Origin of the sequence: Paenibacillus ginsengarvi (assembly GCF_003626695.1) — a bacterium.
Taxonomy (GTDB): Bacteria; Bacillota; Bacilli; order Paenibacillales; family NBRC-103111; genus Paenibacillus_AB; species Paenibacillus_AB ginsengarvi.
Window position 1 is genome coordinate 239,803 of sequence record NZ_RBAH01000006.1, and the last position, 17,702, is coordinate 257,504.

At 55.1% G+C, this 17,702-nt stretch carries 21 protein-coding genes; 13 read left to right on the forward strand and 8 right to left on the reverse strand.

What is annotated here, in order from left to right; translation table 11 throughout:
- Positions 1 to 62 precede the first annotated feature (62 nt).
- The 6 genes from D7M11_RS10855 to glpX all read left to right on the forward strand — a co-directional run bounded on the left by D7M11_RS10855 (position 63) and on the right by glpX (position 5,624).
- Positions 63 to 926: a sugar phosphate isomerase/epimerase family protein gene (locus D7M11_RS10855; RefSeq protein ID WP_120747219.1), complete on the forward strand. Its 864-nt coding sequence runs from the start codon at positions 63 to 65 to the stop codon at positions 924 to 926.
- Positions 923 to 1,954, forward strand: coding sequence for a Gfo/Idh/MocA family protein (locus D7M11_RS10860; RefSeq protein WP_120747220.1), 1,032 nt, complete (start codon positions 923 to 925; stop codon positions 1,952 to 1,954). The genes D7M11_RS10855 and D7M11_RS10860 overlap by 4 nt, the downstream gene beginning before the upstream one ends.
- The gene (locus D7M11_RS10865; protein ID WP_120747221.1) at positions 1,951 to 2,661 is read left to right on the forward strand and encodes a PIG-L deacetylase family protein; all 711 of its coding nucleotides are present in this window, start codon (positions 1,951 to 1,953) and stop codon (positions 2,659 to 2,661) included. The genes D7M11_RS10860 and D7M11_RS10865 overlap by 4 nt, the downstream gene beginning before the upstream one ends.
- A gap of 59 nt (positions 2,662 to 2,720) precedes the next feature.
- Entirely contained in the window at positions 2,721 to 3,671 is a 951-nt protein-coding gene (locus D7M11_RS10870) for a sugar phosphate isomerase family (RefSeq protein WP_120747222.1), read from the forward strand.
- A gap of 147 nt (positions 3,672 to 3,818) precedes the next feature.
- Positions 3,819 to 4,517 (forward strand): spore cortex-lytic enzyme, encoded by a 699-nt coding sequence (gene sleB / locus D7M11_RS10875; RefSeq protein ID WP_420818063.1) that lies wholly within the window; start codon positions 3,819 to 3,821, stop codon positions 4,515 to 4,517.
- Between the two features lie 114 nt (positions 4,518 to 4,631).
- Entirely contained in the window at positions 4,632 to 5,624 is a 993-nt protein-coding gene (gene glpX, locus D7M11_RS10880; RefSeq protein ID WP_120747224.1) for a class II fructose-bisphosphatase, read from the forward strand.
- A 72-nt stretch (positions 5,625 to 5,696) separates the two neighbouring features.
- Here glpX and D7M11_RS10885 read toward each other — a convergent pair whose 3' ends face one another.
- From D7M11_RS10885 to D7M11_RS10895, 3 genes are read right to left on the reverse strand one after another with little or no spacing between them, the layout of a single operon-like run.
- Positions 5,697 to 6,614 carry a glycine betaine ABC transporter substrate-binding protein gene (locus D7M11_RS10885; RefSeq protein ID WP_120747225.1) on the reverse strand — a complete coding sequence of 306 codons (918 nt, stop codon included), beginning with the start codon at positions 6,612 to 6,614 and terminating at the stop codon, positions 5,697 to 5,699.
- A 15-nt stretch (positions 6,615 to 6,629) separates the two neighbouring features.
- Complete coding sequence (locus D7M11_RS10890) at positions 6,630 to 7,463, reverse strand: ABC transporter permease (protein ID WP_193556167.1); 834 nt, start codon at positions 7,461 to 7,463, stop codon at positions 6,630 to 6,632.
- The gene (locus D7M11_RS10895; RefSeq protein WP_120747226.1) at positions 7,441 to 8,658 is read right to left on the reverse strand and encodes a quaternary amine ABC transporter ATP-binding protein; all 1,218 of its coding nucleotides are present in this window, start codon (positions 8,656 to 8,658) and stop codon (positions 7,441 to 7,443) included. The genes D7M11_RS10890 and D7M11_RS10895 overlap by 23 nt, the downstream gene beginning before the upstream one ends.
- A gap of 239 nt (positions 8,659 to 8,897) precedes the next feature.
- Between D7M11_RS10895 and D7M11_RS10900 the strand changes: the two genes are divergently transcribed.
- The 5 genes from D7M11_RS10900 (at position 8,898) to D7M11_RS10920 (ending at position 13,004) form a co-directional block, all read left to right on the forward strand.
- The gene (locus D7M11_RS10900; protein ID WP_120747227.1) at positions 8,898 to 9,470 is read left to right on the forward strand and encodes a GbsR/MarR family transcriptional regulator; all 573 of its coding nucleotides are present in this window, start codon (positions 8,898 to 8,900) and stop codon (positions 9,468 to 9,470) included.
- Positions 9,471 to 9,705: 235 nt separating this feature from the next.
- The gene (locus D7M11_RS10905) at positions 9,706 to 10,479 is read left to right on the forward strand and encodes a DeoR/GlpR family DNA-binding transcription regulator (protein ID WP_158606553.1); all 774 of its coding nucleotides are present in this window, start codon (positions 9,706 to 9,708) and stop codon (positions 10,477 to 10,479) included.
- Between the two features lie 115 nt (positions 10,480 to 10,594).
- Positions 10,595 to 11,461: a class II fructose-1,6-bisphosphate aldolase gene (gene fba, locus D7M11_RS10910; protein WP_193556168.1), complete on the forward strand. Its 867-nt coding sequence runs from the start codon at positions 10,595 to 10,597 to the stop codon at positions 11,459 to 11,461.
- 33 nt (positions 11,462 to 11,494) lie between these two features.
- The gene (gene pfkB, locus D7M11_RS10915) at positions 11,495 to 12,436 is read left to right on the forward strand and encodes a 1-phosphofructokinase (protein ID WP_120747229.1); all 942 of its coding nucleotides are present in this window, start codon (positions 11,495 to 11,497) and stop codon (positions 12,434 to 12,436) included.
- Between the two features lie 178 nt (positions 12,437 to 12,614).
- Positions 12,615 to 13,004: a DUF1499 domain-containing protein gene (locus tag D7M11_RS10920; RefSeq protein ID WP_120747230.1), complete on the forward strand. Its 390-nt coding sequence runs from the start codon at positions 12,615 to 12,617 to the stop codon at positions 13,002 to 13,004.
- A 56-nt stretch (positions 13,005 to 13,060) separates the two neighbouring features.
- Here the strand turns inward: D7M11_RS10920 and tpx are convergent, their stop codons facing one another.
- From tpx to D7M11_RS10935, 3 genes are all read right to left on the reverse strand, one after another.
- Complete coding sequence (gene tpx, locus D7M11_RS10925) at positions 13,061 to 13,558, reverse strand: thiol peroxidase (RefSeq protein WP_120747231.1); 498 nt, start codon at positions 13,556 to 13,558, stop codon at positions 13,061 to 13,063.
- A 179-nt stretch (positions 13,559 to 13,737) separates the two neighbouring features.
- Positions 13,738 to 14,256: a WGxxGxxG-CTERM domain-containing protein gene (locus tag D7M11_RS37315; RefSeq protein WP_240041049.1), complete on the reverse strand. Its 519-nt coding sequence runs from the start codon at positions 14,254 to 14,256 to the stop codon at positions 13,738 to 13,740.
- A gap of 97 nt (positions 14,257 to 14,353) precedes the next feature.
- A complete protein-coding gene (locus tag D7M11_RS10935; protein WP_120747232.1) occupies positions 14,354 to 14,557 on the reverse strand; it encodes a YozQ family protein in 204 nt (67 codons plus the stop codon).
- 145 nt (positions 14,558 to 14,702) lie between these two features.
- On the opposite strand from D7M11_RS10935, the gene D7M11_RS10940 reads away from it, so the two are divergent.
- Positions 14,703 to 15,305: a rhomboid family intramembrane serine protease gene (locus D7M11_RS10940; RefSeq protein ID WP_120747233.1), complete on the forward strand. Its 603-nt coding sequence runs from the start codon at positions 14,703 to 14,705 to the stop codon at positions 15,303 to 15,305.
- 56 nt (positions 15,306 to 15,361) lie between these two features.
- Positions 15,362 to 16,252: a glutamate biosynthesis transcriptional regulator GltC gene (gene gltC, locus D7M11_RS10945; protein ID WP_120747234.1), complete on the forward strand. Its 891-nt coding sequence runs from the start codon at positions 15,362 to 15,364 to the stop codon at positions 16,250 to 16,252.
- Between the two features lie 85 nt (positions 16,253 to 16,337).
- On the opposite strand, the gene D7M11_RS10950 is transcribed toward gltC, so the two are convergent.
- Positions 16,338 to 17,018, reverse strand: a complete 681-nt coding sequence (locus D7M11_RS10950; protein ID WP_120747235.1) for a zinc metallopeptidase — start codon at positions 17,016 to 17,018, stop codon at positions 16,338 to 16,340.
- Positions 17,019 to 17,032: 14 nt separating this feature from the next.
- Positions 17,033 to 17,464 carry a MerR family transcriptional regulator gene (locus D7M11_RS10955; RefSeq protein WP_120747236.1) on the reverse strand — a complete coding sequence of 144 codons (432 nt, stop codon included), beginning with the start codon at positions 17,462 to 17,464 and terminating at the stop codon, positions 17,033 to 17,035.
- Positions 17,465 to 17,702: the final 238 nt, after the last annotated feature.

Sequence of the window (17,702 nt, forward strand, 5' to 3'; positions counted from 1 at the left end):
GCGGTGCCGTATCGGTACGATGGATACAAGGAACAAGATTCGTCCGAAAGGGGAGGAGCTGCTTGAAAAAAGGAATCAACCAATGGTCGTTCCCGGAAGGCATGTCCATCCCGGATTGCATCAGGCTGGCCAAACGGGCCGGCTTCGACGGGATCGAGCTGGCGCTCGCGGAAACGGGACCGCTCAGTCTGGAAAGCGGGGAAAAGGAGATCGCGGAAATACGGCTGGCGGCGGAAGCCGAAGGCATCGGCATCAGCAGTCTGGCGTGCGGGCTCGGCTGGTCGTATGCGCTCACGAGCGAATCGAAGCCGAACCGGGACAAGGCGATCGATATTGTGAAGCGTCAGCTCGAAGTCGCAGCGGCTTTGCAAGCGGATACGATTCTCGTGGTGCCGGGCAGCGTCGGTGTCGATTTTATACCGGGATTGGATGTAACCGAATACGATGTCGCCTACGATAACGCGTTGGAAGCGCTTGCGGGATTGGCTGCCGAAGCGGCGGCGGCGCAGGTGTCGATCGGCGTGGAGAACGTCTGGAATAAGTTTTTGCTGTCACCGCTCGAAATGCGCAATTTTATCGACAGCATCGCTTCTCCCTGGGTCGGAGCGTATCTGGATGTGGGCAACACGCTGCTGACCGGTTATCCCGAGCATTGGATCAAAATATTGAACCGTCGCATCAAAAAGGTGCATTTCAAAGACTTCCGTCGCAGCGGGGCGGGGTTATCCGCCTTCGTTGACCTGCTTGCCGGTGATGTGGATTATCCGCTTGTAATGCGCAAGCTGCGCGAAATCGGATATTCGGATTATGTAATTGCGGAAATGATTCCGCCGTATCGGCATTATCCCGAACAAATTATTTTTAATACATCCGGCGCGATGGATGCCATTCTGGCTGGGGCGCGAGAGGAAGGGGATGCGGTATGATCCGGATCGGGTTGATCGGTGCGGGGTTTATGGGATCGATGCACGCGTCTTGTTACCAAGCGCTGGCCGGACGGGGCGACTTTCAGGTGACGGCCGTGGCGGACGCTGAGCCGGAGCGGGCGGCAAAGCTGGCGGAGCTGTTCGGTGCGGACGTGTATGCGTCGGCGGACGAGCTGATCCGGGAAGCGGACGTGAACACCGTCGATATATGTTTGCCGACCTATCTGCACTGTGAAACGGCGGCACAAGCGATGAAGAAAGGGTATAACGTCTTTGTCGAAAAGCCGGTATGTCTTGGCCTGCATGAAGCGGAGCGGCTGCTGGACCTTCAGCGCGAAACCGGAGCGAAGGCGATGGTCGGCCATTGCATCCGTTTTTGGCCGGAATATATGGAATTGAAGCGTTTGGCGGATAGCGGCGAATACGGCCGCCTGTTATCCGGCGTCTTTAAACGGATCAGTCCGAAGCCGGGCTGGGCGTGGAACGGCTGGCTGCATGATCCGGATAAAAGCGGCTCGGCCGCGCTTGATCTGCATGTGCATGACGTCGACTTCGTGCGCTCCCTATTCGGCGAGCCGGACCGGCTGTCGGCGGAAGCGGTTAAGCGGGATGGGGCCAACGGGCATGTGTTCAGTTTGTACCGGTACGGCGATGCGGTTGTTTCGCTCGAAGGCGGATGGGACTACCCCGAGACGTTTCCGTTCGAAATGGCGTATCGGGTCAGCTTCGAGCGGGCGACCGCCGTATTCAGCTCGGCGGCGAATCCGTCGCTGCGCATTTATGAAACAGGCGGAGCCGTTCTCGAGCCGGCGCTGGAGGAAAGTGTAGCAGGAGAAGGGGCAAGCGGAGGCAATATTTCCAGTCTCGGCGGCTATTACAACGAGCTGCGTTATTTTCTGGATTGCCTGACCTCGGGCCGTGAAATCGATGTATCGACACTGCAAGACGGGTATGAATCGCTCCGGCTGGCGCTGCGCGAAATCGCCGCCGCTCACGGACCGGCACAAGCTAAGGAGGAACTTCGATGAATGTACTTGCCATTGCCTGTCACCCCGACGATCTGGAGATCGGCTGCGGCGGAACGCTGGCCAAATACGCTTCGCTCGGGCATAATGTCACGATGGTGCACGTAGCGAACGGCAACAAAGGACACAAGGTCATAGGCCCTGAGGAGCTTCGGCTTATACGGGCGGGCGAGGCGCAGCGCTCGGGTGCGCTGATCGGCGCTAAGGTTATCAGTATGGATGTGGACGATCTGCTCGTCAAATCGGATCAGGATACGCTGATCACCAAGCTTGTAGACGTGATTCGCACGGTACAGCCCGACGTAATCATTACGCATCCGCCGGAAGATTACATGAAGGACCATATGGAAGTATCCAAAGCGGTGTTCGATGCCAGTTTCGCCGCTACCGTGCCGCATTACGTCACAGAGGTCGCCGTGCCGGATGGACTGAAGCCATCGCCGATTTATTATATGGATACGCTGGCAGGAGTCGGCTTTTTGCCGACGGAATACGTCGATATTACCGATACGATCGAAACGAAAATCGCGATGAACGCCGCTCACGAAAGCCAGATCAAATGGCTGTACGAGCACGACGGCATCGATTTTCTCGACTTTGTGCGCACGGTTTCGAAATTCCGCGGCCTCCAGTGCGGAGCCGCTTATGCGGAGGGTTTCGTCCAGTGCAAGGCGTGGCCTCGTCTGACGACTACCCGTCTGCTGCCTTGATTGTATGGTTGAGATTGGAATAAGCAACGATGGATTACTTCACTTTTGGGGGAATAAGTATGGATTTTATATCGACAGTGAAAGGCTCCCTGCTGGAGTCATTTTACCCGGCGGGCTGGGATATGGAGAGAATCGATCGCTGCTGCCGTTATCCGGCCGAGGCGGCTACGGAGCGCCAATCGTTCTGGCATCGCGAATTTGCTCCGGTCGTGTGCGAGAACGTGTACGATTTTGACATGATGATGGGGCACGAGATCGCCCAGAACATTCGCCGGACAAGGGAAGCTGGCAAAAAGCTGGCGATTATCCTGCCGGTAGGACCGATGGGCATGTACAAGTGGGCGGTATACTTTTTGCAGGAGTGGAACGTCGGCTGCTCCCATGTATACGGCTTCAATATGGACGAATGGAGCGACGCCGAAGGCCGAACGCTGGAGCCGTCCAACCCGGGCGCGTTTCAGTATGCGATGGAGCAGGCGTTTTATGGTCCGCTCGGCCATTTGACCGTGCCTATGGAGCAGCGCAATTTCGCAACCAAAACCAACTTGCCTGAATACGCCGGGAAAATCGCCGCTCTGAAGGCCGAAGGGGCGGAGCTGATTACTGTATTCGGGATTGGCCGGATGCTGCATATCGCCTTTTGGGAGCCGCATTTTGCCGAAGAGTACGAAAGCGAGGCGGCTTGGCGAAGCGAAACGCACCGGATCGGCGCGCAGCTTCATCCGCTTACGATCGAGCAGAACGCGATCACAAGCTTCAAAAGCCGGACCACGCTAGTTCCTTGCCGCGCCAATACGATCGGACCCGGCTTGTTCCTGCAGTCCGACCGGATTATCGGCGGCTGCGATGGGGCGCTCGGACGGGGCATGCAATGGCAGGGCATGTCGCTATGGATCACGCTCCGGCATGGTCCGGATATGTGGCTGCCGTCTACCTTCATGCCGACGCTGCCGGGCAAACTGTTTTTCCTTCGCGAGCTGGCGGGCCCGCTTGTAGCAGATGTGAACTAACCCGGCGACGGCTGGCTAAAACGGAATAGAAAGCGCGCAACACCTTCATACTAACAGCATATGGAGGTGTTTGTGTTGTCAGCATACAAATGGAGAAAGGCCGTTTTCGCGGTAGCAATCATAATGACTATCGCAGCGGTCTCGTGGATGGCGCCAAAAGTCGTATCCTCGTTCAGCAATCAGGTTATTCAATACGGCTCGAACGGTTCGGATGTGTATGAGCTTCAAGGGCGCTTAACTTATTTGGATTATTACAGAGGTCCCATAGACGGCGATTTCGGCTGGCAAACAGACCGGGCCGTCCGCGATTTCCAGTACAAATTCGGCATGAAGGTAGACGGAGTCGTCGGACCGAAAACGAAGGTCATGCTGTGGAACGCGACCAAAAATTGGGCGCCGGGAGCATCCGGTGGCACGGGAGGCACGACTGGTGGCGGAGGCGGAGGAACCAGCGGCGGAGGGGGAGGCTTGCCTTCGGGTAATTCCGGCTTCAGCAGCCAGGATTTGAAGCTGATGGCCAATGCCGTTTACGGGGAATCGAGAGGCGAACCCTATATCGGCCAGGTGGCCGTAGCAGCCGTCATCCTCAATCGCGTGCAAAGCTCCTCGTTTCCGAATACGGTATCGGGCGTAATATTCCAGCCGGGAGCGTTCACGGCGGTAGCAGACGGTCAAATCTGGCTCACTCCAAACGATACGGCGGCCAAAGCGGTTCAGGATGCGGTAAACGGATGGGACCCATCGGGCGAAGCGCTTTATTACTTCAACCCGGAGACGGCAACTTCCGCCTGGATCTGGACTCGGCCGCAAATTAAGCAAATCGGCAGACATATTTTTTGCAAATAAACCGAACAACAAAGAGTGTAGCATAAATATATTTTTTCGGTATATAATACACTCTTTTTATTAAAAGTGATACAATATATGGAGAGGAGAGAATTTGGACTAGGGGGAGCAGGCATGGAGAGAGAACTGGCGCTTGAAGTCGTCCGCGTGACGGAAATGGCGGCCTTATCCGCAGCGCAGTGGATGGGTAGGGGAAAGAAAAACGAAGCCGACGCTGCGGCCACAACGGCGATGCGGATGATGTTCGATACGGTGTCGATCAATGGTACGGTTGTGATCGGCGAAGGCGAGATGGACGAGGCGCCCATGCTGTATATCGGCGAGCAGGTCGGCAGCCTGAACGGGCCTGAGGTCGATGTCGCTGTTGATCCTCTCGAAGGAACGAATATTGTGGCCCGCGGCCTCGACAATGCCATCTCGGTGCTAGCGATTGCGAATAAAGGCCATCTGCTGCACGCTCCCGACATGTATATGGAAAAGCTGTCCGTTGGCCCTGCGCTTGCGGGCAAGGTGGATATTAACGCGCCGCTCGAAGAAACGCTGGACCTTGTAGCGAGGACGCTATGCAAAAACTTGAGCGAGCTTACGGTGATGATGCTCGACCGGGAGCGGCACGAGGCGATCGTTCGTACGCTGAGGAAAGTCGGCGTACGCATCAAGTTCATTACCGATGGAGATGTGGCGGGGGCTATAGCGCCGGCGATGCCCGAGAGCGGCATCGATCTGTTCGTCGGCTCCGGCGGAGCGCCGGAGGGCGTGCTTGCCGCGGCGGCGCTGAAATGTTTGGGCGGCGAGCTGCAAGGACGGCTTATGCCGGGCAATGCGACCGAATACCAGCGCTGCGTCGATATGGGGCTGCACGACCCATATAAAGTGCTGACGATGGAAGATATGGTTGGCAAGGAGGACGTCATCTTCGCCGCAACGGGAGTCACCTCGGGCAGCTTCCTGCAAGGGGTGCGTTATATGCCAGGAGAGCGTGCGGAGACGCACTCGCTCGTCATGCGGGCGCAGACAAGGACGATCCGCCATATTCGCACGCTGCATTACTTGCCGAACAAGGATATTGTGAGAATTGCCGCCGAAGGAAATGAGCGAAAAGGATAGACGCACTTCCTTCCGTACGCAAAAATGAAGCCCCGCGCACGTTTTGTGCCGCGAGGCTTTTTTCGTTGCCGCTTATTTGTTCAAATCCTCGATCGAGGAAATGTCCATATAGGCCGGCACGACAAGTCCTGTTTTCGTTCCTTTCAAGTTCGGGCCGAGATCCTCGATTTTATCTTTATATTTATTCAAATAGTCTTCGTGCGTCGTCGGCAGCCAAGCGGCGACCATCGCGTCCGTATCGCCTCCGGCGACTCCGGCCCACATCGGACCAGCTTCGACCTGAAGCGCCGTTACTTTGTAACCAAGCTTGCTTTCGAGAACGGCCTTCACTACGTTCGTGCTGGCAATCTCGGAATCCCAGGCGACATAGCCGAGCTTCAGCGATTTACCGTCAGCTTTGTCTACGCCTTCCGTCCATTTATCCGCTTTATCCTTGTTGGCGTCGACCCAGTCTTTGGCCGCCTGTTCCGGCTTTTTGCCTTCCTGGATCGCGCTCATCACGGCCGCCATATCGTCCGCGGTCCATTCAAACCGGTCCAGCACCGTATAAGCGGATGGCTGGTCGGCCTTCAGCCCCTTGCGCACGACAGTATGAATCTGCTCTTCGCCGCCGAACGATAACTTCGGATCTTCCAAATATTTCAGCTCGTACTTGGCAAACATCCAATGCGGTGTCCAGCCGGTAATGATGATCGGCTTTTTGTCCTTAATCGCTTTGTCGAGCGCCGCCGTCATGGCCGCGCCGGAGCCTTCGATCAGCTTCCAGTCTTTCAGGCCGTAATCGGCTATGGCCTTGTTCGCCGATTTCATAATGCCCGCGCCGGGATCGATACCGATAATTTGCCGGTTGACCTGCTCGGCTACGGGTTTGCTGTTAGAGTTTTCACCGGCAGCGCCGCCGGAGGTTGATCCTTTGTCGGAGCAGCCGGCGAGCATCGCGCTTATCGTTATAGCTGCGAGCAGCAGTGTTTTCGTGTTTTTAAACCTCATGAATATCAGTCTCCTTTACTTGTTCGGTTTCGATTTCATCAAACGCTGGGTAAACCGGTCCAGCACAATGGCAACAATAACGACCGCGAGGCCGGCTTCGAAGCCTTCGCCGATTTTGATCTGCGTCACGGCCCGGTACACGGAAGCTCCGACGCCTTGCGCCCCGATCATCGAAGCGATGACAACCATCGACAGCGACAGCATGATCGTTTGGTTGATACCGGCCATTATGGTCGGCCAAGCCAAGGGCAGCTCAACCTTTACGAGCTTCTGGCCCGGCGTCGAGCCGAAAGCGTCGGCCGCTTCGCCGAGCTCCGCCGGCACTTGCCGGATGCCGAGATGCGTAAGCCGGATCGTCGGAGGCACGGCGAAGATGACGGAGGCGATAACGCCGGGCACGACACCGAGACCGAAAAACATGACGGCCGGTATCAAATAAACGAAAGCCGGCATCGTCTGCATGAAGTCGAGCACGGGCGTAATCGTTTGCGCCGCAGCTCTGCTTCTGGAGCACAAAATGCCGAGCGGAATGCCGATCACGATCGAGATGAACGCGGACGATAACACCAGCGCCAGTGTATCCATCGTTTCGTCCCAGTAGCCGAGATTAACGATCAGTAAAAGTCCGATAGCCGAAAGCAGGGCGAGCGGCCATTTGCCGAGTTTGTAGCCCAGCGCCGCCAGCAGGACGATCAGTACGTAGGAAGGGGCGACATGGAGCACGAACGAGAACGCGTCGACGAGGCCGCCGATGGCCGTAGAGAGCGCATCGAACAAGCCGGACAGATGATCCGAAACCCAATCGACGATGGTTTCGATCAGCCGGTCAAGAGGCAGTTTCGGGATCATCGGCGTTCGCCTCCTTTCCCGGGATTTGCCCGGCTAAAGCTCCAAGCACGGCGCCGCGAACGATAACGCCTACCAGACGTCCGGCGTCGTTCACGACAGCAACGGGCACTCTGGACGTTCCGCACAGCTCGAACAGATCGTTCAGCACGGTCTGCGGCGACACTGTCGGCACGTCGCGGTTGACGACTTCGTTTAGCGTTTTGTTCGCGCGCATCGCTTCCGCCGCATCGTCGGCGGAAATGACGCCGATCAGCAATTGCTGCCGGTCGACGACGAACAGATTGGAAATGCCGACCTCGCGCATAAGCTGCAAAGCGACGCGCGGCCCGCGGTCCGGAGCGATTGTCTCCGGCCGTCTCATAACGTGTTCGGCGGTAAGCACCTTGGACAAATCGGCATCCTCTACGAACCGTTCGACGTATTCATTAGCCGGATTGATCATGATTTCCTCCGGCGTTCCGACCTGAACGACGGCTCCGTCCCGCATGAGCGCGATTTTGTCGCCGATGCGCAGCGCTTCGTCCAGATCGTGAGTAATGAACACGATCGTTTTTTTCATTTTTAATTGAAGCTCGAGCAGCTCATCCTGCATGCTGCGGCGAATGAGCGGGTCAAGCGCGCTGAACGCCTCGTCCATAAGCAGCACCTCGGGATCATTCGCGAGCGCCCGGGCGAGTCCAACCCGCTGCTGCATACCGCCGCTCAGCTCATCCGGCATTTTGTCCGCCCAATTGTCGAGACCGACGAGCTGCAGGGATTGCAGCGCCTTCTCGCGCCGTTCCTTTTTCGGAACACCTTGAATTTCCAGGCCGAATTCGACGTTGGACAAGACCGTCCGATGCGGGAGCAGGGCGAATTTTTGAAACACCATGCCGATCGTTTTGCGCCGCAGCTCGCGCAGTTCGGACGCATTCATCTGCGTAATGGCCTGACCCCGTACGAGTATGTCTCCGGCGGACGGTTCGATCAGACGGTTCAGCAGCCGCACCAGCGTCGATTTTCCGCTGCCGGACAGTCCCATAATGACGAAAATTTCACCTTCGCCGATTTGCAGACTAACCCGATTGACGGCCAGCACGAGCTGCTTCTCTTTTGCCAGCTTTTCTTTGGTCCAGCCTTCGTCCAGCAGCCTCTGCGCCTGCTGCGACCCGGAACCGAACAGCTTGCTGACTTGTTTCAGCTCGATGATTGCCATGCGAGCACCCCCTTATTCGATTGTCATTCACGTCTTCCGTGAAACTTACTGTTCTATTGTAATCCGATGTTGGACATAATTACAACATAAAAAACTTTATGTATAGAACGTACAGAAAAAACTGTACGTAATTTACGGCCGAATGCTCGCTTATTCGGAAACATCCTGCCGAATCCGTTCCTTTACAACAGGAAACGCATCCCATACAATACAAATAGAACGATGGGAGGCCGAGAACGATGCAACCGTTAGACGGGTTGTCCGAACCGCATATCGAAACGATACAAAAAGCCCGGAAACGCATAATCGAAGCGATCGGCAAAAATATGGATTTGTACGGAGTGACGCAATCGGTCGGTCACTTGTATGGCATGCTCTTTTTCTCGGATAAACCGATGACACTAGATGAAATGGGCAAGGAAATGGAAATGAGCAAGACGAGCATGAGCACCGGCGTCCGGATGCTGCTCGATCTGAAGATGGTTCATAAAGTATGGGAGAAGGGCGCCCGCAAAGATTTGTACGAGGCGGAGCCGGACTGGCACCAGACGTTTACGGACTATTTCGCGATCGAATGGCGGCGGGCGATCGAAGTAAACGTGACCGCGCTTCGCCGGTCGGAGGCCGAGCTGCGGCGCTTGAGGGAGGCGGAGGCCGAGGGCGGCGACGGGAAGCTGCACGATCTGTTATCCCGCGATTTGGACAAGATCGAGGGTGCCCTGCGGTATTACGACTGGCTGGATCGTCTGATCGACGTGCTGGAATCCGGGCGCATTTACGAGCTCGTACCGAAAAACGATACTGAAAATTGACAGGCGGCAGCCTTCCCTGCGGGGGAGGAGTGCCGTTTTTTTCAGCGTTGGCGGCTGCCTGCGGAAGCGCCAATTCCGCCGGCGGCCGCTGATGGCGTAGTGTTTCGTCATACCGGTGGCAAAATTTCGCGTTCACTGGTAAACTGGAAAGTGAAACGATCAGAAACGAACTGGAACGAACCAAATTATGAAGTTGCCCGCGTGGAACAGAGGGCCGCTATGCAGGAGGAAACGCATGTTTGCGGAAGAACGGTACTTGCGCATTATGGAACTGGTCAATCGCGACGGGAAAGCGACGGTAGCCGAGCTGAGCGACGCCCTCGGCGTATCGCCGGTAACGGTACGGCGCGATCTCGAAAAGCTGGAGGAGAAGGAGCTGCTCGTTCGCACGCACGGCGGGGCGATGGCGCTTCATTCCCGGGTAAGCGAGGTGGCCCACGAGAAGTCGTTTTCCGAGAAAGAGGAAGCGCTTGTCGCCGAGAAGGAACGGATTGCCGAAGCGGCCGCCAAACTCGTGAACGATGAGGATGCGGTGCTGCTGACGGCGGGAACGACCAATATGATGCTGGCCAAAAAGCTGGCCGGCAAAAAAGGGCTCAAGGTCGTTACGAATGCGGCCAACATTGCCGTGCAGATCGGCAATTACGCCGACTTCGAGGTCATTCTGATCGGCGGCAAGCTGCGGCCGAAGTCGTATGCGCTCGTCGGGCCGCTGGCTGAAAGCACGCTGGCGAGTATCCGGGTGGACAAGCTGTTTTTGGGCGTGGACGGCTTCGATCTCCGGGAAGGGCTGACGACGCCGAATTTGTCGGAAGCGAATATGGACCGAAACATGATTTCGATCGCCAAGGAAGTAATCGTCGTCGCGGATCACAGCAAGTTCGGGCGCGTGTTTTTTTCCCATGTGGCGCCGTTATCCGTTGTCCACAAAGTGGTGACGAACAGGGAGTTGGATGCCCGCACCTGCGACCGGATACGCGATCTTGGCATTCAGCTCATCGTAACGTAAACTGCGGGCTGCAAAAAATAAATTGTCACCGTTTAAAGGATCGGCTACAATAGAAAAAGAAACAAAACGAAACGAAATAGTCGAAAAAGAAACAGAACTTTGGGAGGAACTCATTATGCCACTTGTATCGTCCACCCCTATGCTTCAAGCTGCTCGCGCCGGCGGGTATTGTATCGGCGCTTTCAACGTACACACGCTGGAGATGCTTCAAGCCGTCGTAGAAGCGGCCGTCGAGACGGAATCCCCGCTGATCATTCAGTCCACCGTCGGCACGGTTAAGCATTTGGGTCCGGAATATATTGCCGCCGCCGCTACGGTTGCCTCCAATATGAATCGCATTCCGATCGCGCTTCACCTCGATCACTGTACCGAATTCGACCTGATCGTCCGCTGTATCCGCGCGGGTTATACATCGGTTATGATCGACGCCTCGCATTCCCCGTTCGACGAGAACGTAAGACAGACGCAGCGCGTTGTGGAAGTAGCGCGGCCGGCAGGCGTCAACGTGGAAGCCGAGCTAGGCAAGGTAGGCGGCGTCGAAGACGAAATCGTCGTTGCCGATAACGAGGCGCTTATGGCCGATCCGGAGGAATGCGTGAAATTTGTCGAGCTGACGGGCGTACCTACGCTTGCTCCGGCGATCGGCACGGCGCACGGCATCTACAAGGGCGAGCCGAAAATCGACTTCGACCGGATCAAGCGGATCGCTTCGCTTGTGGACGTGCCGCTCGTGCTTCACGGCGGATCGGGTATACCGGAAGAGCAAGTGCGCCGGGCTGTCTCGCTCGGAATGGCGAAGATGAACGTGGCGACCGAGCTGCGGATCGTATTCTCCGATGCGATCAAAGCGATTTTCGCGCAAAATCCGGAAGAAAACGACCCGCGGAAATATATGGTTCCAGCCAAAAAAGCGCTCAAGGAAGCGGCGATCGAAAAAATGCGTCTGTGCGGCAGCTTCGGCAAAGCAAAAGATTTCCGTTAATCGAATTCGGGAAAGCAAAGGATGCGGCGACGAATGTCTCTACTTACAACCGTAACGTTAAATGCGGCCATCGATAAAACGTATGTGATGGAATCATTCCCGCTCGGCAAAGTATCGCGCGTCGCCGAGATGATTAGCGTGCCCGGGGGCAAAGGCATCAATGTGGCGCGAGTGGCGAAGCAGCTCGGTGGCGCCGTTAAGGCGACCGGATTTGTCGGCGGCAGCAACGGTCAGTTTATCGTAAACGAGATGACGAAAGCCGGACTCGATAACGATTTCGTCGCGGTCGATGGCGAATCGCGTCTGTGCCTGAACATGATCGACAAAAGTACCGGCACGTCCACGGAAGTGCTGGAGCAGGGGACGGTGCTGACAGCAGCCGCTATAGAAGCGATGAAGGCCAAGGTGAAGCAGCTTGCGGCGGAATCGGCGATTGTCGCTTTTTCCGGCAGTTTGCCTAAGGGCGCGCCGTCCTCGCTGTATGCGGAGCTGATCGGGATTGCGAAAGCCGAAGGGGCCAAAACCTTCCTGGATACAAGCGGAGATGCGCTGGTGGAAGGTGTCCGGGCCAATCCGTTCTTCATTAAGCCGAATGAGGATGAGATCGAGAAGCTGCTTGGAGGGCGGAAGCCGGAGCGGGAATCGGATCTGCACGATGGCGTGAAACAGTTGATGGAGATGGGGATCGGCTGCGTGGTCGTCACGCTTGGGGCGAGCGGTTCGCTGGCTGGATATGACGACAGGCTGTATCGCATCAGGGCGCCGCGGATCGAGGCGGTTAATCCGGTGGGCAGCGGCGATTCGTTCGTGGCCGGGATGGCGGTCGCCTTAGCGGCGGGCCGTTCGATCGAGCAGGCGCTTCGTCTGGCGACGGCGGCCGGAACGGCGAACGCGCTGAATGCGCAGGCCGGGCACGTCGTCGAAGCGGACATCGATCGTCTGCTGGAGCAGGTACAGATCGAAGCGATTGACTGATTCCAAGTTTTGGAACTATTCCTTTTTATATGCCAAGGCCGGTCGATGACCGGCTTCTTTTGTATGGAATTGCGCCGAAAGTCCCTTAAAAAAACTTTTTCTCTAAAGGAAAGCATGTTAATATGGAATATAGCGCGAGAAAATGGACAAAGCTGAACGAAACAGGGGGGATTTGCTTTTGTTGAAGAGAACGTTGATAGGTCTTATCCGCAGTCACGAAGTAACGGGCGACAAAGCAAGAGATCCGGCGCTCAAGACGAGGTACTACAAGCTTTCCAAGGACAAGCTTTGGGAGGAAGTGACATCGCTTCTTAAAAAGCTGCCGAAATATACCCTTCTGCACGAAGTGAAAAATGTCGGAGAAATTGTCGTCACGAAACGGACGATGACAGGCCGGACTCAAGATATAACGATCACCTTGTTCTCGATCAACCCGATAAAATCCGCAGTCGATATTTACTCGGCATCCCGCGGTTCGCTCGGCGATCTCGGATCGAATTACCGAACGATCATGGAATTGTTCAAACTGCTCGATCAGAGGCTGTCTACCTATAAATCGGACAATTAAAATGAAAAAGCGGCGGGAATCGGATTCCCGGCCGCTTTCTTCTTATGTATCGAAACTTATGCCAGCGCTTTGACAGCGTTAAGGGCAGCTTCGTAATTCGGATGCTCGGTCATTTCGCCGAGGTATTCGACATATTGCACAGTGTCGTTTGCGTCGATGACGAAGATCGAACGCATGAGCAATTGGAACTCCTCGATCAGAACGCCATATGCTTGTCCGAACGACTTGGCTTTGTAGTCGGACAATGTTTCCACTTTGTCCACGCCGGCAGCGCCGCACCAGCGGGCTTGAGCGAACGGCAGATCGACGCTGATCGTCAGAATGGCGACGTTGTCGCCAAGGCTTGCAGCCTCTTCGTTGAAACGGCGCGTTTGTTGATCGCATACGCCCGTGTCGAGAGAAGGCACGACGCTAATCAGCTTGATTTTGCCTGCATAGTCGGCGAGCGTTACATCGGTCAGCAAGTTTTTGCTTACCGTGAAGTTTGGAGCTTTGTCGCCCACGTTAACTTGCGTGCCGACCAGTGTGATCGGATTGCCTTTAAATGTTGCCATGTAATTTCATCCTCCTACCGAATGAGAGAGTTAACATCGTCACCGCCTCTAATTATATCGGAAGGTTGTTGCGGTTGTCCAATAAATCGCCTTTTTCAAATGGGTAAAATCGTATATGTATGCAACCGCCCCGCAGGGCGATTGTTTGGCTGCGAAAACGCCTTGACCGGTATTTGCGTTTAGACTTCGTCGCGAGCCCGGCCGCGTCCGAACAATCCGGCAAGTCCGATCAAGCCGAGAAGGCCCAACCAGCTCCAGTTTGTCGTATTGGCGTTGTTTGCATAAGCGCGATAGTTCTTCACCGTATAGCCGTCTGTTCCTGTGCGGTAATTGTCGGTCGTGTGAGCTCTCGTGGTCGTACCAGTAGTTGTACCAGTTGTACCGGTCGTACTGGTAGTGCCGGTTGTACCAGTAGTTGTACCAGTTGTACCTGTCATACCGGTAGTGCCGGTCGTACCCGTCATATCGGTCGTGCTTCGGTTGCCGAGAGGGTAGACGCTAGTATCCGTGGTGCCGATCGGATTTGTCATGCTGTTCGACGTCGTGTTGTGCATAGAGCCATACACGCCCGGCGTCGTTGCCGAGTTCGGCGTCGTTGTGGTGGACGGTGTCGTCGCTGTCGAATCCATAGCCAAAACCGGAACTGCGGATAACGTCAATGCTGCGGCAAGAGCGAGAGAAGCTGCTGCTTTTTTCAAGTCGTCAACTCCTGTTCGGTAAGGTGTAATTACAACGTTATATTCTGTAGACGACCGCTTATCTATGTGTGCCTGTTGCTGCAAACAGCGGGACAACTTACCGTCTTCCCATTTCTGTTTCCCGTTCGTTGCCAGTAGTGTCGTCGCTTGTTCCGATCGCATACATGTCGTTTAATTGTTCGTGCGTGATCGCAATACCTTGAGCCGTTTCGGAGGAACTTTCGTAATCGGAAACGTTGAAATGATGCGTTGCAACTTCTGCCGCATGTTCGTTTAAGCTTTTTTTCGCTTCGTCTGTCATAGGTTATAAACTCCTTTCGCTTATAGCTTCCCACCGGATTCGGTCATTATTCCGCCGCCTGCAAAGCGTATTTGGCTTACGGCGGATGCATGTTGTATGATAGGGGAGATACAATCGAACCTGCGGGTTTTACGGGGGATAGGTTATGCTTTTTTTAAGATACGAAAATTTTAAACAGTATACGCGCTGGTATCCGATTACAACTGCCGTATTGGCGATACAGCTGATCATGTACGTATGGATGGAATTCGCAGGCGGTACGAAAAATATCGAGACGCTTGTCCGCTTCGGGGCGCTTGTGAACGATTCCCCTTATTCGGGAGAGTATTGGCGGTATTTAGCGTCGATGTTTCTGCACAGCGGCTTCGATCATCTGCTGTTTAACAGCTTCTCGTTGTTTGTGTTCGCGCCTCCGCTGGAGCGCATGCTCGGCAAGTGGAAATATATGCTATTTTATTTGGGCAGCGGGTTTATCGCCAATCTGGCGACGATCCTGTTCTACAAAGGACCGGATACGATCGTATCCGTTGGCGCGTCCGGGGCCATCTACGGAGTTTTTGCGGCGTATTTGTTCATCTTCCTGTTCTTCCGCAAAGCGCTCGACAAGCAGTCGTCCTCGACGATCATAACGATCGTCGTCGTCGGATTCATTTATACGTTTCTCATCCCCCAAGTCAATTATTATGCGCATATCGGCGGCTTCATTGGAGGGTTTCTGCTGTTTACGCCACTGCTGCGCAGGCGGTAGGCGTCTTCTGACCGGGAAACAGAGCGAACGAAGAGATGGGCTGGAGGAGAACCGCAGTGGAGCTAAGGCAATTGCAATATTTCGTAAAAGTGGCGCGCAAGCAGCATGTGACGCAAGCGGCGGAGGAGCTTCATGTCGCGCAGTCGGCGGTTAGCCGGCAAATCCATCAGCTCGAGGAGGAACTCGGTCTTCAGCTGTTCGTGCAGAAGGGGAGAAACTTGCAGCTTACGCCGGTCGGCAAGCTGTTTCTCGGCCGGGTGGAGGAACTGCTGACCGGGCTGGAGAAGGCAGTCGGCGAAATCAAGGAATTTCTCGATCCGGAGCTTGGCGAAATCTGTCTCGGCTTTCCGCATTCGCTCGGGATCAGTCTTGTACCTTCCGTCGTAGCCGATTTTCGCAGGGACCATCCGAACGTCAAATTCAGACTGAAAATGGGGACGTTCTCAAGTCTGATTCGCGATGTGATCCGGGGCGATGTGGATATGGCGTTTATTTCCCCTTATCCGGAAAATAACGATCAAGTTGTCGGCGAAGTGGTGCTGACGGAGGAACTGTACGCCATACTGCCGAGCAGTCATGTGCTGGCCGACTATTCCTCGATCCGGCTCGAACAGCTCAAATACGACTCGTTCGTGCTGTTCAGCGAAAACTACTCGCTTCGCACGATCGTTTGGGAAGCATGCCGCAAGGCGGGTTTTACGCCGATTATCGGCTTCGAGGGCGAGGAGACGGATACGATCCGCGGGCTCGTTGCCGCCGGCATGGGGGTCAGCTTGCTGCCGGAAATGGCGCTTACGCAGATCAGCCCGCTCATGCCCGTCAAAGTGAAGGTGACGGAGCCGCATGTGACGCGTACGATCGGGCTCATCCGCAAGTCGGGGCATAAGCTGCCGATCGTAGCCGAAATGTTTCAGCAGTTTTTGTTCGACTATTTCCGGCTTCGTTAAGTTTCCGGAACAAAAAAGAAGCTCCTGTGCGAGAGGCGATTGCCTTACGCGCGGGAGCTCTCTTCGTATACGCGAGCAGCCGTTATTATTCGCGGCGGTTTGTGAAAATCATAATGTACTTCAGCAGCTCGAGCAGCGAGATCAGGGCTGCGGCTACATAAGTCAGAGCGGCCGCATTCAGCACTTTGGCGACGCCGCGTTCTTCCTCGTTGGATATAAAGCCTTCCGACACCATCAGTTCGCGCGCGCGATTGCTCGCATTAAACTCGACGGGCAGCGTAATGAGCTGGAAAGCGACGGCTGCGGAAAAAAATACGATCCCGAGCAGCAGCAGTCCGGACATTTGGAAGAAAAATCCGGCCAGCAGCAGCAGCGGCGCAATGCCCGAAGTAATATTGACGAGCGGGAACATGCGGTGCCGTGCGACCAGCATCGGGTAGTTCACCGAATGCTGAATGGCGTGGCCGACTTCGTGACAAGCAACCGAAACGGCGGAAATCGATCTTTCGTAATAAACGGGCTCGGACAGCCGGACAACGCGGTGAATCGGATCGTAGTGGTCCGACAACACGCCAGGCACCGCTTCAATCGGAACATCGTGCAGGCCGTTCCGGTCAAGCATTTTGCGGGCCGCATCATATCCGGTCATACCACTGCTGTTCGCAACCTGCGCCCAATGGTTGAATGTGCTCTTGACGCGAAATTGTGCCCAGATCGAAACGACGAAGGCGATGATAATGAGGAAATCCATTGGGTGAAAAAACATATTTGCTTCCTCCTTTACATAAATGGCCCCTTGCCCAGCAGAAGAAGAAGCGCATCGATACAGGCGGCGCTCTGGGCCGCGATCGTATTGAAAGCGTACTTTGCCTGCCGCGGCTTCATTTCGGCCAAAAGCGGGCTCAGCTCCTTTACTTCACGCTCCAGCTGTCGCAGGTGCAGGCCAAGTGATGTGAGTTTTTCTGTCACAGCCTCATCCTGACTTACTTTATTCCACGCATCCAGGCTGGCTTTGATTTCTTCTAATGAGTATTTTTCCTGCTTCATCGTTTCTATACGTTTCAAACGAGCCAAGGTTTCATCTGTGTACAGCCGATAATTCGTTTTTGATCGTTTTTCCGGATAAATGAGACCGAGCTTCGTATAGTAGTCGATCGTCCGCGAACTAATTTGCGCGAGACGCGCCAGCTCCCCAATCCGATAATGCTTCATAACCCCATCCGATTCACCTCTTCTGGCAGACCGTCTTACAACGTAAAACGGGCCGCATTTTCCTCTAGCCTCATCATAAACCATAGCAAACCGTACAGTCAAACGTCATGCTTTTGGCAGCGGGTGACCAGGATCTCGGAAGATCGCGGCAAAGTACTAAAAGATAATAAACCTTACATATCTGAATGAAAACCGAACAATCCTATGAATAACCTGGGCTAATGTATGGATATTTAAC

Excerpts from the sequence above, each read along its gene's own strand:
- D7M11_RS10860 (WP_120747220.1), top strand. The coding sequence starts at position 923 with ATGATCCGGATCGGGTTGATCGGTGCGGGGTTTATGGGATCGATGCAC.
- D7M11_RS10865 (WP_120747221.1), top strand. The coding sequence starts at position 1,951 with ATGAATGTACTTGCCATTGCCTGTCACCCCGACGATCTGGAGATCGGC.
- D7M11_RS10870 (WP_120747222.1), top strand. The coding sequence starts at position 2,721 with ATGGATTTTATATCGACAGTGAAAGGCTCCCTGCTGGAGTCATTTTAC.
- sleB (WP_420818063.1), top strand. The coding sequence starts at position 3,819 with ATGGCGCCAAAAGTCGTATCCTCGTTCAGCAATCAGGTTATTCAATAC.
- glpX (WP_120747224.1), top strand. The coding sequence starts at position 4,632 with ATGGAGAGAGAACTGGCGCTTGAAGTCGTCCGCGTGACGGAAATGGCG.
- D7M11_RS10885 (WP_120747225.1), bottom strand. The coding sequence starts at position 6,614 with ATGAGGTTTAAAAACACGAAAACACTGCTGCTCGCAGCTATAACGATA.
- D7M11_RS10890 (WP_193556167.1), bottom strand. The coding sequence starts at position 7,463 with ATGATCCCGAAACTGCCTCTTGACCGGCTGATCGAAACCATCGTCGAT.
- D7M11_RS10895 (WP_120747226.1), bottom strand. The coding sequence starts at position 8,658 with ATGGCAATCATCGAGCTGAAACAAGTCAGCAAGCTGTTCGGTTCCGGG.
- D7M11_RS10900 (WP_120747227.1), top strand. The coding sequence starts at position 8,898 with ATGCAACCGTTAGACGGGTTGTCCGAACCGCATATCGAAACGATACAA.
- D7M11_RS10905 (WP_158606553.1), top strand. The coding sequence starts at position 9,706 with ATGTTTGCGGAAGAACGGTACTTGCGCATTATGGAACTGGTCAATCGC.
- fba (WP_193556168.1), top strand. The coding sequence starts at position 10,595 with ATGCCACTTGTATCGTCCACCCCTATGCTTCAAGCTGCTCGCGCCGGC.
- pfkB (WP_120747229.1), top strand. The coding sequence starts at position 11,495 with ATGTCTCTACTTACAACCGTAACGTTAAATGCGGCCATCGATAAAACG.
- tpx (WP_120747231.1), bottom strand. The coding sequence starts at position 13,558 with ATGGCAACATTTAAAGGCAATCCGATCACACTGGTCGGCACGCAAGTT.
- D7M11_RS10935 (WP_120747232.1), bottom strand. The coding sequence starts at position 14,557 with ATGACAGACGAAGCGAAAAAAAGCTTAAACGAACATGCGGCAGAAGTT.
- D7M11_RS10940 (WP_120747233.1), top strand. The coding sequence starts at position 14,703 with ATGCTTTTTTTAAGATACGAAAATTTTAAACAGTATACGCGCTGGTAT.
- D7M11_RS10950 (WP_120747235.1), bottom strand. The coding sequence starts at position 17,018 with ATGTTTTTTCACCCAATGGATTTCCTCATTATCATCGCCTTCGTCGTT.
- D7M11_RS10955 (WP_120747236.1), bottom strand. The coding sequence starts at position 17,464 with ATGAAGCATTATCGGATTGGGGAGCTGGCGCGTCTCGCGCAAATTAGT.